This is a genomic window from Mycoplasma anserisalpingitidis (assembly GCF_007858495.1).
Lineage (GTDB): Bacteria > Bacillota_I > Bacilli_A > Mycoplasmatales > Metamycoplasmataceae > Mycoplasmopsis > Mycoplasmopsis anserisalpingitidis_A.
Map to the genome: position 1 here is coordinate 141,677 of NZ_CP041663.1, position 17,097 is coordinate 158,773.

Annotated in this window: 2 protein-coding genes; both read left to right on the forward strand. The window is 25.8% G+C overall.

The window, feature by feature from the left end; all coding sequences use genetic code 4:
* The first annotated feature begins 151 nt into the window (after positions 1-151).
* Entirely contained in the window at positions 152-8,530 is an 8,379-nt protein-coding gene (locus FOY43_RS00630; protein ID WP_146308588.1) for a hypothetical protein, read from the forward strand.
* Positions 8,531-8,542: 12 nt separating this feature from the next.
* On the forward strand, positions 8,543-16,834 hold the full coding sequence (locus FOY43_RS00635; RefSeq protein WP_146308589.1) for a hypothetical protein: 8,292 nt from the start codon (positions 8,543-8,545) through the stop codon (positions 16,832-16,834).
* Positions 16,835-17,097: the final 263 nt, after the last annotated feature.

A 17,097-nucleotide genomic window follows, 5' to 3' on the forward strand; every position in this document is an offset into this window, starting at 1 on the left:
TCATATTTATGGAATCATTATTGCAAAAAGAGTTGCAGTAACTTCACAAATTTATATAAAGATTTAAAATTTAAACAAATAAGAATATTAATAAAAAATATTAATTTTTTTGTTTTCAAATTAAATAAATTTTAGAGTACGAAAGGTTATTATGAGTGTTAAAAATAAGAAATCTAAAATAATTTATACTTCAGCAGCTGTTTCTGCTGGTGTTGCTTTAGGATTGGGAGCTTATACATTTTCAATTCATGAAAATAAACTCTTAAAAGATGATTCTAATAAGAACACTAAATTTGAAGAATTGATTTCTAAGAAAAATGAAATTGAAAAACTAATTCAAGAATTAGGGGCAGAAAATGTTTCTGATGAATTGTTAAAACTTTATGATGAAATTGTTAACAAAATGGAATCTAATTCTGTTTCGGTTGATGAAGTTTTCGAGTTAGTTAATAAAACTGAATATTTAGTTGCTTTTGAAAAAGTTAGAGATGATATTAGAAATGATAGAACAACAGATAATTCAATTGAAGATTTAAAGAAATTATTCAAAAATAGTTCTACAAAAGAAAAAGCAAGTGAATTGATTGATTTATACAAAGAACAAATCAAAAATGTTTCTTCTAAAGAAGACAAAAATCAATTATTAAATGAGTTAGAGAGTAAACTATTATCTCTTTATAATGAAGAGAATTTAATTAATGCCAACTTAGAAAAAACAATAATTAGAGCTAATGGACTACTTAATGATCCTAACTTTGTTATTTCAAATGATTTAAGAAGTCAAATTGAATCGCTTATTAAAAATGCTAATGATGCTGAGAACTTAGATGCAAATACTTCTGAGATTTTATCAAATAGATTAAATGATTTGATTGATTCAGCAATTACTGAAAACAACAAAAACATTTCAGAGTTCGAAAAACTTCGTAAAAAAGCAAATGCGGCATTAGAAAATTTAAAAACTCAAAATCTTGATCAATCAGTTAAACAAGAAATTGAAAAACAAATCAATGATTTAATTAAATCAGCATCAGAGGCGCCTAACGAAGACAATTACTTCTTAAACTATGACTTATTAAACAAAAAACTTGATTCTATAATTGATAGTGCTTCAAAATATGACAAGTCTATTGAAGAATTAAAGGAAGAGTTAAGTAACAATCTAAATACTGATTTTGAATTTAGAAAAAATGAAGAGGCATTAAAAAATAAATTTAATGAATTAACAGAACAGTTATCTAACTCAGACTTAAACAACAAATCTAACTTAATCGATGCAATAAGAAAAGTAGAAGACTCAAAAAATAAAGTTTTAGCTTTAAGAAACGAATTTGATAAATCAAAAGATAAACTTAACAAGTTAATTAGTGAAGGAAAAGTAACAAGTGACTTTGCTAATATTCTTGATAATTTATTCAATTCATTAACTTCAGAAGAATTAACGAATCTTGATTTTGACCAAACAGTTAATAACTTAGAAAAGAAATTAGCTGATTTTAATTCAAATATTAACAATCAACTTTTACTTAAAGACGAAATTAATGATTCAATCAAGGATTTAAATGATTTAGTTACAAATGGACTAAATGTTGATAAAGAAGTTGCTAACAAACTTAAAGAGGACTTAGAGGCTCTTAAAAATACTTATCCTAAGAATGAAGAAGAATTTAAACAAATGTTTAATAAATTCAATGAATTAAGCACTCAACTTAAAGATCTTCACAAAAAAGAATTGGCTGATTTAGCTGAAGCTAACAAAAAATACTTAGAAAAAGATTACATTGATGAAGATAGCAAAAAACGTCTTGAAGCTTTAATTAATTCTTCTGAATCTTTAGCAAACCCTAATTCTTCATCAGTTTTATCTCAAATTAAACCTAAAGAAGAATTATTAAGAGAATTTCTTAAAAACAATCAAAAACTTGAAAACAGATATGAATTCAATAATAATCTTGATGATTTTTGAAATTCAAGTATTGAAGGATTTGATAGTTCTAAGGTTGATGCAGATTTAGAAAAAAATGTAGACAAATTCTTTAGTGACTTAAAAGAGGAAATTAACTCAATTAATGAAGACAATTCATTAAGTAACGAAGAAAAACTAGAAAAAATTAATGAGTTGATGAAAAAAGCTGAATTAGCTAAAAAGAATGCTGAAAAACTTAAAGATTATTCAGTGATTGCTAAGGAATCTCTTGAAGTTACAAATGAAATTGATCCAGTGTTACGTCAAGCTTTAAAAAATGCTGCAAAAGATATAACAGACACAATCTCAGCAAATAATGATAAAGTATTAGATTTAGATACTTTAAATGTTGATGAAATGAGTGAAGAATTAAAAAATAAAATAAATGATTACAAAGAACTCAGAGATGCAATCATCGGAAATAGACTCTTTGAAGATACAATGAACAAAATCAATTATGAGTTTGTTAATGATCGTGAAAATGATGAAGATACTCCAATGCAAACTGCATTAAAAAACAAGTTAAATGAAATTAAATCTAAGTTAGATAATCCTAATATTACTGAAGCTGAAAAAAGCAAACTTAATGATGAAATGATTACATTAAGAAATAATATCGCTACAGCTCATCAATTAGAAGTAGCTAACAAAAAATTAAAAATTGATGTAGAAAATTCTGAATACTATGACTTTGGTGATCACAAACCTGAAGATTTAATCAATGAAGCAAATAATTTAACAGATGTAATTGATAATTTAATTAAGGCTGAACAAACTAATCCTGATTACATTCTTTCACCTAATGATTCAAACAATAAATTAAAAGACAAATTAGATCAAGTTGAATACTTAGATGGAAAATTAAATAAAGAAGTTGCTCGTAATAACTTAGTTAATACAGTTGATAATATTAGTGTCAATAAAACTGATTTTGTTGGTGAACCTTTTGATACTATTAATAAATCTATTGATGATTTAATTCAAGATTCAAAAGCTTATACAGATGCTAATAGTTCAAAAACTGCAGATGAAATTAATGATTTTAACTTTAGAGTGCAAGCTAATATAGAATTAGCACAAACATTAAATAATGCACAACAACAAATTAAAAACTTATCTGATGATAATAGAGATTTTATTCTTCAAAAAATGACTGACATAGCTTTAGCTAATAAAATAAATGCTGAAGATAGTTTTGCAACTATTCAAGAAAAAACTAAAAAAATAAGAGATGCTATTACTCAAATTAGTAATGAAATTAAAGCTGAAGAAGCTCTTAAAGAATTAGATAAAGTATTCCCTAAACCTGATAGTGTTGATAATAGAGCTATATACTCTGAAGAACAAGAAAAATATCAAGAACTTTATGATGGACTTAAACAAAAATACGAAAACATTGTTAATGATGATAGTATAGTAAATAAAAATAGTAAGCTAATTGGTTTAATAACAGAAATTAATAAAGCTAAAAATAATGCTGAATTAGCTAAAAAGCAATTAGACACTAATTACAATAATCAAGTTCAACTTATTAAAACTGAACTTGAAAAATATAAAGAGTCTGCACTTAAAAATAATGTTAACCCATTATATTTAAGTAAATTGGAAGCTGAATTTAATAAATTAATTGATAATAGTAGTAAATCTACAACTACAATGGAAGATTTAGCAAATATCAAAGATAAGATTAGATTTGAATATGCTAAAGATGAATTAGAAACAGCTAAAAAAGTTGTTGAAGATTTCATGGATGAAAGTTTCAATACTAATGCTGAAGTTGAAGAATTAAAAAATAAATACCAAAGCAATATTCAAGATACAATTAATCAAATTTACAATAGCGTTAAAGATAATCCTAACGCTTCGCTTTCAGATTATTTAGAAGCTAAGAAATTAATTGATGCAGCAAAAAAATATGCTGAAGGTGCTAAAAATGTTATTGACAGAATTGTGGTTTTAGACGAAGATGCTAAAAAACCTGAAGAAGATAGAAAATATTCAATTAATTCACAACCTCTTAAAGATGCAATGGAAAAAAACCAAATCAGTTTTGATAAGTTAACCAATCCTGATTTTGAATCATTACTTCAAGATACAACCACTAAAACTAATAATATTGAAAAAGTATATAATGATTCTTTAACATTTAATGAGTTAAAGAATGACTTATTAGACAAAATTAGTGAATTCAATACTGAGTCACAATCAAATATAACAAGTGATTTAGATGATAAAGAATTTGCAACTGTTTTTGCTGAAACTATTAAAAAGATCAAAGATAAAGCGCTTAATATTAAATACGATCAACTTTCATCTGATTCAAATTCATTAGAAACAGCAAAGAGTGAATTATTAGATGTTGAACAAGAATTAAAAGCTCTTAAATCTAATTTTGAACTAATTCAAAAAGCTTCAAATTCAGCAAGAGTAGCTCAGGATGAAATTGATGCTATTGCAAAATTAAATCCAGCATCAGAAATTCAAACAAAAATTAAAGAAAAACTTGAATCTTTAGCAGAATTACAAAGAGAAACATATGATGGTCAAGATGTAAGTGCTGACAAAATTAACAAAACTTCAACAGAAATTACAAGTTTAGTAACAATTCTTAAAAACATTAGAGAATTTGATGTTAAATTATCTAATTTACAAAATAAAATAACTTCAAACTTAAATCTTAATGATGTTCAAGTTACAAATAGTACTACAAATATTAAAAATAATTTACCACTAGTTTCTAGTGACGCTCAAACTAGAGTTAATTCATATTTAACTCATTTAAGAGAATCAATGGATAATTTAGGTAAAGATTTAGAAAACATTAATGTAACAAAAATTACTCAATTAAACAAAAACTTATCTTCATTTAGTGATTTAGTTGAATTGCAAATTACTAATATTGCGAAATATAATGAAATTAAGTCAAATGTTGATAAAGCAACAAGTGATAATGAAAAGAAAATTCACGAATGATCATATAAATTCCTCGGTGATTCAATTATTAAATCTGCTTTAATTGATGTAAATGATAATGAAGTTGTATTTAATAGTAACTTAAATATCTTGGACATTGAATCAAAAGAAAAAGCTCGTATTTACAAGGACAGACTTGAAGATTTTAAAGCTGTTAGTGAATATAAAGACGAAATGCTTAAAAAATTCACAGTTGCTGGAAGAGATACTGATTTACACAATGAACTTAAAACTGCATTAACAGCAGCGTATGATAAAACTCTTGAAGAGATGGCCTTTAATGGTACTAAAGATACTGATATTAATCCTGAAATTAAAGATAAGTCAAATTACCAATTTACTCAATCTATTGAAACACAAACAAATAATTTACTTATTTTCTCATCAGATAAAAAACAAAGTCTTAACTTAATTCATGTTCAAGTAGATAAATATATTGCTGGAGTTGAATTAATTAACGAAAAAGTTGTTAAAGCTAATGGGGATTTCCAAAACCTTAAAAATAATCCTCAATATAGTAAATTACCAATCATTTCTGCATTTATTACTGAAACTGAAAGATTAGTTGAAGAAAATAAAAATGCTTGAGTAGTAGATATCTCTCCTACATCAATTAATTCTAAAAAAGAAGCACTTGAAAACTATTTATTAAGAATTGATTTATTAAATGCATATGCTAAAGCTAAAATTAGTTTAGAAAATGATATTACTAATGGTACTTTAACAGCAGCTGAAGGTGCTCCATTACAAAAAATTATTACTAATCTTGAAAATGAAATTCAAAATATTTCAGGAAATAAATCTCAAAGTTATTATGATTCTTTAAAAGAAAAATACTTAGAAGGTAATACTGAAACTTCTCTTAAGAAAGCTAAAGCAAATACATTAAGTTTAAAAACTGAAATTAAAAATGCTGAAACTGTTAAAGCTAAATATGAAGAGTACAAAAAACTTCACCCTAACTTTGTTGGAAGTGCTGATATGATCGCTCTTTATGCTAAGTTAGATCAAATCATCGCTACAGCTAAAACTAATATTACAAATATTGATAATAGAAATGAAAAAGAAAAAGAAAGTTCTATTTCTGCTATTAATGATAGTGCCTTTGGTATTATTGCCGAATTACAAGACAAAAAATTAACTGAAGCAAAACAACTTCTTAGAGAATCAAATAGAATTAATAGCTTTATGGCTGTTGAATATACTCAAACTAATAGTCCAAAATTAAATGACTTTGATGCAATAGCTATTCAAACATTAGACAGTTTAACTGTACCTTCACTTTCAAACTTTGATTGAATTAACAATACAAATGATTTAATGAATGCTGCTAGAGAAAAAATTAAACAACAAAAAACAGCATTATTCAATTTTGAAAGAAGTCAAATTGTTGAATCAATTAAAAAATCAAAATTATATAGAGATTTATTCAAAAATGGAATTAACAATATTTATACAAGCGAAGCTTTAAAAACAATTGCCGGTATTAGTGAAGTTCAATACAAAAATATTGATGATGCATTAAATGAAATAGGTGATGAAGCAAATATCAATATCCCTGATACTGATAAAGATTTTGCAGATGAAAATTATAAAACCCACATTTATAACGACATTAGAAGTAAGAAAATTAAATTAGATAATGCTTACAATAGTATTAAGTCTACTTCAAGAATCACTTTAAATAACCTTAAAGATGCTTATGATAAATTCAATACTCAAGTTACTACTAATGGAACTAATGATGCTAAAACTATTAAAGATTATTTAAATGCTGAATCTAAATTTGATAACAGCAATTTACAAACTTTAATTACTGAATATACTTCTAAAGTTAATGCATTTGCTACTACTGATGTTTTACCAACATTAGAAGAAGAAAAAGCAAAAGATTACAATGATGTATTCACTGGTTACAAAACTTTCTTAACAAAATTAATTGATGATAAGTTAGCTTATGAAAAATTATTATTTAAAGACACTAATTCACTTAAGACTATATTAAATACTTATATTAATAATAGAAAAGATGTTGAAAAATTATTAGAATTAATTGCTGGTGATAATTACAAAACACTAGTTCAAAACAATGATAAATCTAAACCATTCTATGAATTTATACAAAAATACAACGATAAATACGCTTCAATTAAGAATATTATTGATTCAATGAATGCAAATATAATTGAAACTTCAAAAATTTCTACCGCTGAAGCAACATATTATTTAACAAGTGCATATAATGCAACTATTAAATATAGAGATTGATTAAATGAAAGAGTTAACTTCGAAAACTTATTCTTAGAATTGACTAATTTAGTAAATCCGAGTGATTCAACTTCATATCGTTATTCATATTCAGAAATTAAAGATGGTAATATTTTAGAAAACTTCATTACTGATATTGATAATGAAGCGGCCAATAAAACATCAATTACAGTTAATGGTGATTCTAAAGAAGCTATATTATTAAATGGAAAAACAAAATTATTAAACTACTTTAATGCCTACTCAATTCTTAAAAATAGTATAAATGACTTAATTTTTAATACTGATAACATTAAAGTTTACATTTATAAAAATAATTCATCTGATAAGTGAATTGAAACAGTATTCCAATCAGATACAAGATATAAAAATGCAAAATACAATCTTGCAATTGTTTTTGACTCTAGTGTAGCAAATAATACATACTTTAATGGTGTTCCTCAAATGGTTTATACATATCCAAATGTTCAAACTAAATTCAAAACTCTTGAATATGGAGTTATAACTAAAGATTTATTACCTTTTGTTGGTAAAGGTTACGCTGGTTCAAGTGTTAATACTGAAGATGAAAGAAGACGTCTTTTCAAATTCTCTGAAGCTGGTTGAACTGATGGTAATGCTTTGTCTAAATTACTTGAAGCATTTAGAATTAGTGTTCCTGGTGATAAGGTATATACAATTTCTGACTATTCAACTACTAAGAGTGTTAAATACACTCCTACAAAAACTGTAGAAATCCCAACAGGACCACATACGGTTTCTAGTGGTATTTATTTTGTTGCTAACGCTAACCAAAATGTTACTATTGATAGTAAACAATATAATTCTGACGAAGATGTAAAATTATCATTTATCTCAACATATTCATTTGATGATCATGGTGATATTGCTTGACTTCCAACCTCTATTTGTATACCTCTTTTCGAAGATTTAGGTAACGGAACAAAATCTATTGCATTAATGGTTATGAAATGACAATTTGAACCAGTTGCGGATGTAAGTAAATACTCAAATACCGATTCATTCTATGTTTATTCACAGTGAGGTGTTTATTCTTTCCTTGGAACTTTAAAAGAAAATAACACATATGGGATCGATTATTTAATAAGAAATACAGACACTAAAGAAGATAAACTTAATAAAGTTCTTAAATTCGCTGATCAATTCTTGACAGAAAACGCATTAAAAGATTCTGATGTTCCAACCACAACAAACTATACTTCAATTAAAGCAGGAAATTATTTAATAAATGGTGCTGGTCCAGCTAAATTATTTGATAATTTCAATATCATTATTAAACTAAATAAGGAAACTGGAGAATAGAAAGGTAAAATCATGAAAAAAAGTAAAATTATATTAAACACCACTCTTGGTGTTGCTTTTGGAGTTGCTGCAGGTACACTTGGATTAAACATAGGTTTACACACAAAAACCATCGAAGATTCATCATCAAAAGCTACTCTTAAAGATTTGAAGAATTTATTGCAAAATTCTACTGAAAGTTTTAAATTCCTTAAAAACGATAAGTTAAATAGTTCAATTGAATCTACAATAGAATTACTTGATAAAAATGTATCTGCATTGGATAAATTACAAAGTTTAAATAATACTAGAGAATCTGTTCTAGATAATTTAATTGAAAATTTTCCTGATAGCATTAAACCTAGTGAAAATCAATTTCTCCAAGATTTACTTAAAAACCAAGCTTCATTTATAACTGAGAGTGATTTAAGAAATGAATTCCTTAAAAATAATCAAGAGTTAATCGATGAAATTATCAAGAATGCAAATATTCCTAATAATTCAGAAAAAACTAAAGAATTATTAAATCAATATAAAGAGAATTTAAATGCTCAACTTCAAAAACAAGATGAATTGTTTAAACCTTATATAGATTATATTAATGGTATTTTAGGTGAGGGTGATTCTAGGTTAGATGAATCTGAAATTGATGCAATTTATAAACAATATGAAGATTTGATTTTATCTAAAGATCTTAATGTAAACTCTTTAGAAACTCTTAAAAACCAAATTGAAGAATATAAAAATAATAAAGCACAGGATAGTGAAATTCAAGCTAAAAAAGAATCTGTAAAAGAATTATTACAACAAAACAAAGATTTAGCAAATAACCCTGATAAAGAATTAATTAAAGATATTGAATCTAAATTAGAAAACAGCTCTTCTTTAGAAGAATTAGAATTATTTGAAAAATTATTAAATAATAATTTAGTGCATAATTCAGACTTACAAAAACCAGTTAGTGAATTAAAAAATACTCTTAAAGAACTTATTAGTAGTAATCCTTTAACTATTTTCAAAGATGAATTCAATAAATTAAATAATTTAACACCTGAAATGATTGATTCAATTGATGATGTTAATGAATTAGCTAAGTTAAAGGATAAATACTTAGATGATTTAGTTTATTTTGAACATGCTGAAAATAAATTTAACGAAATATCTAATTACTTAGATAATTCTTCAATAAATGTTGATATTAAAAAAGCTGATTATGATAAGCTAAAAGAACAACTTGATTTATCAAATCTTTTTAAAGGTGTTGATTCAGGTAAGGATTTAAAAGATAAAATTGACTCAATTAATCTAGATTACAATAAAGTTAAGAATAATTCATTATTAGCAAATAAACAATTAGATCAGTTGTTAAAAGACTTAGAATTTTTTGATAAATATCCTGATACAAAAAATACTGTTCAAATTTCAAATGATTTAATTAAAGAAAAAATTGCTAATGCTCAAAATAACAATTCAATTGATTCATTAGATTTAGATGTTTACTCTAGAATGCTTCAAGAAGAATTGAGACAAAATGCAAAAGAACAACTTGCTTATCTTGAAGAAAAAGCTGCAAAAATTGCAGACAGTTTATCCGGAATGTCTGATCCAGTAAGTCAAGCTATTCTTGAAAAAATTAATCAATTAAATGCTGAATCAGCAAAAATTAGTAGTCAATATTCTCCTTCAAGTACAAATAACTTAAAAGAACAAATTTTAAAATATGATTTCTTAGGTAATATTGATGAATTATTAAAATTAAATAATCAAATTTACGCAAAAAACGCTGATATCGCAAAACAAGCTGACACTATTTTTCCTCAAGCTACTAGAGATGATGAGTTGTATGTAAATACTAAGAAAGAATTGGCTAATATTAATGATTTTGTAAATAATATTAAAAACGATTTATCTGTTTTAGATTCTCCTGAAAAATTTGCAGAATTAATTGATTCTCTTAAAGAAAAACAAAAAGAACAAGAAATTATTGAAAAAAATCTTAAAGAAAAAAATAAATTAGAAAATCTTCTTAAAGATTTCGCTAATAGAAATGATTATGTCGATGCTAATCCAGAAATTAAAGATAGAGTTCAAGCGGAATTAGATCAAATCAACTCTGAAGTTGAAGAACTTAAAAAACAACTTGAAAATCCTTCGATTGACAATGCTAAAGCTAAAGAAATAATTCAAGAGATTGAAAATAAAGTTAACAAACAAAAAGAAATTGTTAATTTAGCTATTTCTGAAAATGAACTTGAAAAAACTTTAGATCAAATCAACAAAAACTACCCTGATGATGGTGTTGATGCAAATAATAGTCGTGGTGAAGGTGGATTAAGAAAACACTATGAATCTATTAAAGCTAAAATCTTAGACCCAAATATTAGTGATGCTGAAAGAGATAATTTAATCGCAGATTTAGTTGAAATTAGAGATACCGCACCTAGAATTAAAGAACTTGAAGACGCTAGAGATAAACTTGAAAATGCAATTGATAATGCTAAAAGCACTGAACATGGAAGAATTACTGATTCTAAATTATCTTCAAGTGAATCTAGATTAAAAGAAGTAAATGCCATTATTGAAAAAATGCTTTCAAGTGAATTACCTACTTTAGCTCAACTCGAAGACGCAACTAATTCTTCAAATAAACAAGCCGACTTATTAGATTTAGCTATTAAACAAGATAAAATTGTTTTAGCAAACGATAAACTACAATCAGAAAATAAAAATATTGATGATCCAGATTACTTAGCTATTAAAAAATCATTTGACAAAATTAATGGTTTTGCTAATAGTGAATCAAGTAAAAATGATTTAAATCAAATTTATGAATCTGCTGCAAAAATTGAAAATATGGTTCCTCTTGCAAAAGAGTTAAATAATTTATATGATTTTATTCAATCTATTAAAGATGAACCTAAATATGATATTTTAGAAAAACAAGCTAGAGATTTATTACAAAGATCATTATTTAATCAAGATAAAAGTGCTTCACAAATTCTTGATAATATCAATGAAATTAAAGAATCATTAAAAGTTTACGAAGCTAAAAAACAATTAAATGAAGAAATTGAAAAATTAGATGAAATTTTTGATGATTCCGATGAAAACAACAAAGAATCAGACAAAGCTATTTATGCTGAAATTAAGAAAACTGCTGAAGCGTTAAAAACTCAAAACAACGCGTTATTTGATTCACCATATGAAACTGAAAATTCAATTAAACAAGCAATAGAAGAATTAATTAAGCAAAGAGAAAAATTACTTGAAGATAAAAAGGTAGCTAAAGAAGAATTTGATCTTGCCGTTCAAAAAACTGAAGAGAAAGTTAAAGATTACACTTCTAATACTATTCCTCAAGATAAAGATGGTCATAACAATTATAGTTATGATAAATTTGAAGAAATTCAAAATGGTTTTGATGATAGAAAAGTTAAACCTGATGCTACTTTAGAAGAGATTAAACAAATAAATCAAAATCTTGATAAGGCCTTCAAATATGATCAAGCAAATAATGCTATTAAAGATTTAGAAGATTTTATTGCTAATGCAACAAATATAAACGCTTTATCAAATGACCCAGTTTTAGGTAAAGTTAAGGAACAACTAGATAACTTAGTAACAAGCTTAAAATCTGAATTAATTAAACCTGAAAACTTTAGTCTTGATTCATTGAATAAAATTAAAGAACAAGCTACTAATGCTTTAAGACTTGCTAAAGAACAAGAATCTCCAGTAATGGAAAAAATTAAGGAATTCCAAAATAATCCTGCTAAACAAAAAGATTATGAAGCATTAGTTTCTGCTATAAATAAATCTCTTCCAAGAGAACCTTATGAAAATGAAATCCTTAAACAAAATTACGATCGTTTAGTTTCCGAAACAAATAATGTTCTTGAACTTAGTGATTTAAGAGACACTAATATTAAAACTTTAGGAAGTAAGACTGAACCATTAACCGGTTTATATAAACAAGCAAAAGATTTATTGGGTAATGCTGATATAACAGATCAAAAAGCATATGAAGAATTCGTTAAAGAACTTGATAAATTAAGTGAAGAAAACAAAAATTCTAAAGATAAAGTTAGTGTTGAAGAAATAAGATCAAAATTAGCTGAATTAGAGCAAAGATTAGAACCACTTAAAAAATTAGCTGCAGCTGTTAAACAAGAAGCTAACGCCAAAGAATTAATTAAATCTTCTACAAATCATGAAATTACACAAGATTTCCTTAATAAGTTCATTCCATCAATTGATAAAAATATTGCTGATTCTAAAGCTATGTATATGAATCCTAAGGTTTCAAGTGATTTACTTGAATCCAAAGCAAATCAATTGAATGATCCTTCTAGTTATTCGCATGTAAAAGAAATTAATGAGGCTCTTGAATTATCTAAAAAAGTTACTACTTTAATGAATAGAATTAAATCTGAGTCTACATTAAATCCTGAAATTGAATATCATGAATATGAACAAGTAAGTGGAAATAAACAAAATTACGATAATTGAACAAAATGATTCAAGGAATTACTTACAAGCTTCTATAACCAAAGAAACGAAGAAAATTATGACAATTTAACTTTAGTTTTAGGTAGAGCTGAAGAATTATTCAACAAGCAAAAAGAAGTTTCTGACAAAATAACAACTAGAAAAACTGATGTGGCTAGCTACAAAGGATATCAAACTGATGTTGATTATCTAGTTAAAAAATTATGAGATTCTACTCCTATTACTTATACTTCTGAAGCATCGACTGATGCTTGAAAAGAGCAACTTTCAAATAGAGTTAAAACACTTGATGCAATCCTAGCAACTGAAGAATCTAACCACACTTCAAGAACTGAAATTTATAATTTAATTAATCAATTTAAATCTGAAAAAGTAGAAAATCTTGCTTCAGAAAATGAAAAATTAAGAAGTGCACTTTTAGATAGAATTTCAAAAATTGAAGAAAAGAATATTTCATCCTTAAATGGAGATTCGTTAAAAGTTGGTTTAACAACCGAAACATTTGAAGAAATTAGAGCTCAATTAGATGTTTTAACTAACATTTTTGATAAAGCTACTGAATTATCTTCACGTGTTAAAGTTGCTAGAGATATGATTATTAATTTCTCATCAACTCAAGATTCAAAATTAAGAGCGGAACTAGAAAAACTTAAATCTAAATGTGATGTAATCGATACTAAATACTCACAATATAATTCAGTTGAAAAAGTAGATAGTAAAGTTGATATTTTAACTGACTTAAACGATTTAAATAGAATATTAGTTAATATTGAATTTGTTTCAGAAAGATCTAAAGCAGAGTCTGCAATCAATTCTAATTTAGAGTTAACTTCTGAAGAAAAACAAGTTATTCTTAATATCTTAGATGGTGCACAATCTGATTTTGAAAATCAAATTAGAGTCTCAACAGTTGAACAATACAACGATGTAATTAATGACATAAAAGCTAGATATTTCAACACAACAATCTCTTCTTCAGCAACTGAAGTCCTTGTTGGAGAACCTACACAGGTTTACCAAATCCTTTCAAACTCAGTTACAGTTAAGAAATATATTATTTATGCTAATAATATTCTTTCATATGAAATGTTATTATCAAACGATCCAAACAAATTAATCGATTCAGAAGAAACTCATCAAGCATATGCACAATTAAAACAAGCTGTTCAACAAGCAAGTTCAACCATCAAAAGTGGATTTATCGACGAAAGTGCTAAAAAAGAAAAATTTGATTTATTAAAAGAAAAGTTAGAATTAGTAAATCAATCTAAAAAAGCAGATATTCAAAAATTATTAGATAGAGCAGATGAACTTAAGAGTTATATGGAAACAGCTGATTCTTACGGTCAAACTTATAATGTTAAGGATACTTTTACCCAAAAAGCAAAAACTGATGTTGAAGATGCAAGAACTAAATTTGAAAGTGAAAATATCACTATTGGTGAATTAAATGAAGTTTTAATTGCCGCAGATACAGAAATCAAAAACCAAGTTTTAGCTTTATTTAACTCAGTAAAAACTTGAGTGTCAAATGAATTATCAGACGTTATGGAATTAAGTGAAAAATTCCAAATGAGTTCAACTCGTAATGGTGCGGATGTGTCTAGTGAAGTATATAATGCTCTTACAAGTGCGATAAATAGTAGTAAAAGCGTTGACACAACTGATACTAAAAACTATCGTGATAAAGTTAACTATAAAGAGCTACTTGAATCAGATTATAAAGATAAATATAAATTACTTCACGATGCTAGAAATCAATTTATTTCAGAGTTAAAATTAGGATTTAATAAATATCTTAATTTAAACAATAATACTGATACAAGCAAAAAAGGATTATTTGTAATATTTGATGAAGCACTAAAAGGTTATATCAATAATGATAATAAAGATAATTTATTAGAAAATGCTAAATTTGATAAAACAATTGATACTTACAAAAATAGTTTTGCTACTACTTTAACTGAATTAACTTCTGAAATAACTGAAATGACTAAAGCGGATTTAACAGATCCAACAAAACTATCTGAATATGGTACAAAACTTACAAACTTTAGAAATTCATTCAATACATTACTTAATCAAATGTATCAAGATGGTATAAATTACATCAGTCCTACATTTAGAGGTAATATTGATGAAATTATCTCTGAAGTATCAATTAATACTAATGATTCTTCATTTGATGAAATTAAAAATAGTTATAAAACTGAAGTAGATAACCTAAATGGGGTTTTAACTAGTGTAAAACAAAGAATCGATTCTAATTCGGTTGATATTGACTTGTATGTAAACAGTTTTATCGACATTTTCTCTAAGATTGATAACCTTTATAAATGAGTTAATGTCGAAAGTAATGAAGTTAAATTGTTTAACTACATTATTAAAGATGACAAATTTAATAATATTCAAACTAATAATCAAACTAGACGCGCAGACTTTATTAATGCACTTATGTCATTCGTCCCTGCTGATGCAACTTCGATGGAATTCATTGACATTACAACAAGTAAAACTTTATTAAATTTCTTTGATAAATTTGCCTTTACTGACATTGATTTAGACACAATTCTAAATAAAGATAATGTACGGGTAAGAATTGTTAAACAAGATGATAAATCTTGATATGTTAAATTACCAAGCGCTAATTCATCAAAACAAATTTTAGGTTTAAGAGTTGAATACTTATATACACCTAATAACTTAAAAAACTTTGTTAATAAAGATGAAGTTAAATTAGTAAAAGACTTACAAATTAGCTTTGATACAACAAATATTGCTCAAATTCAATCTGGTTCATCAGCAGTATTTGTTCAATCTGTTGTTAAAAATGGCAAAACAGTAGATGTATTTGGTCCTGAAGCTAAAGTTGAACTTATTGATTTAGAAAGAAGTGGATTATTAGATAATAATGATACTGAAGATGTTATTTTAAATAACATTTATGAATCATTCAAATCAACTGTTTTAGGTACTGAACAAAAAGTTATAATTAAAGCTAGTGATAGAGAAAGAAATACTTCAACTCCTATGTCTGAAAATATCAAAAATGGAGTATTTGACTTTAGTTTAAATAACCAATCATTCTTTGTTGTTGATAAATATATTTCAATTAGTTCAAAAAATAATGATGCATATGTAGTATTATTTAGTGATGATAGTACAAAAACTATAAATCTTATGACTATAACTCCTGCTACAGCAAATAACGCTGCAAGACAAGAAAGTTCATTTGGTAAAAAACGTGGTTATAGATGATATAAAGAAAAATATGGTAAAGTATTGAATGCTAAAAATAGTGCGGCTATTCTAGAAGAAACTATGCCTTTTGCTATAGTTAATTTAGCTAAATTTAAATTATCTATTGATACTGTAAACAGTGAGAAAAAAGCTATGATATACTTAGACTACTATGAATCTTCACTATTTGCTAAACATTATAAATTAAATGATACTAAATACACTAATACATCAAAAACAACAGACAGAATAGTTTGAAGTGCTAATGATTTTGTTGATTATCTTTCAAATAATTTAAATTTAATTTACAACGAAGATAAGAAAATTTTAGAGTCTTCATATGACTATGTAGCTAAGAAAGAAAGAGATTGAACTACCGAACCTAAGTTTACCGACAAAGTAGTTATCTTAGATATCGATGAAACAATTGATGCTGGTCAAAATGATAAAGACTTCAACTACCGTAATGGGTTCTTATATATTAAAGACGGTGCTAAAAACTGAACTAACAGAATGCAACAAGCTTTTGTTTACAATACTGGTATTATTAACTTCTATTTCAAATTAAGAAAATAATGCAACAAAATAACACAAGAAATTGTGTTATTTTTTTGTTTTAGAATTTGTTTTGGATTGGTGGAAATATTTAAATCCTAATTTTGCTCAAAGCTAAAATTTTATTAACAAAAAGTTTAAATAAATGCCTAATCTATATGTCTACACAAGCATTTCATTTTTTTGAAAAACATCATTTTAAACAAAAATATTGCTTTTTTTTTTTTTTTTTGATTGTCGCAAAAGCAATTTTTTAGCTTATTTCAAAGTAGTTTTGGTGTCAA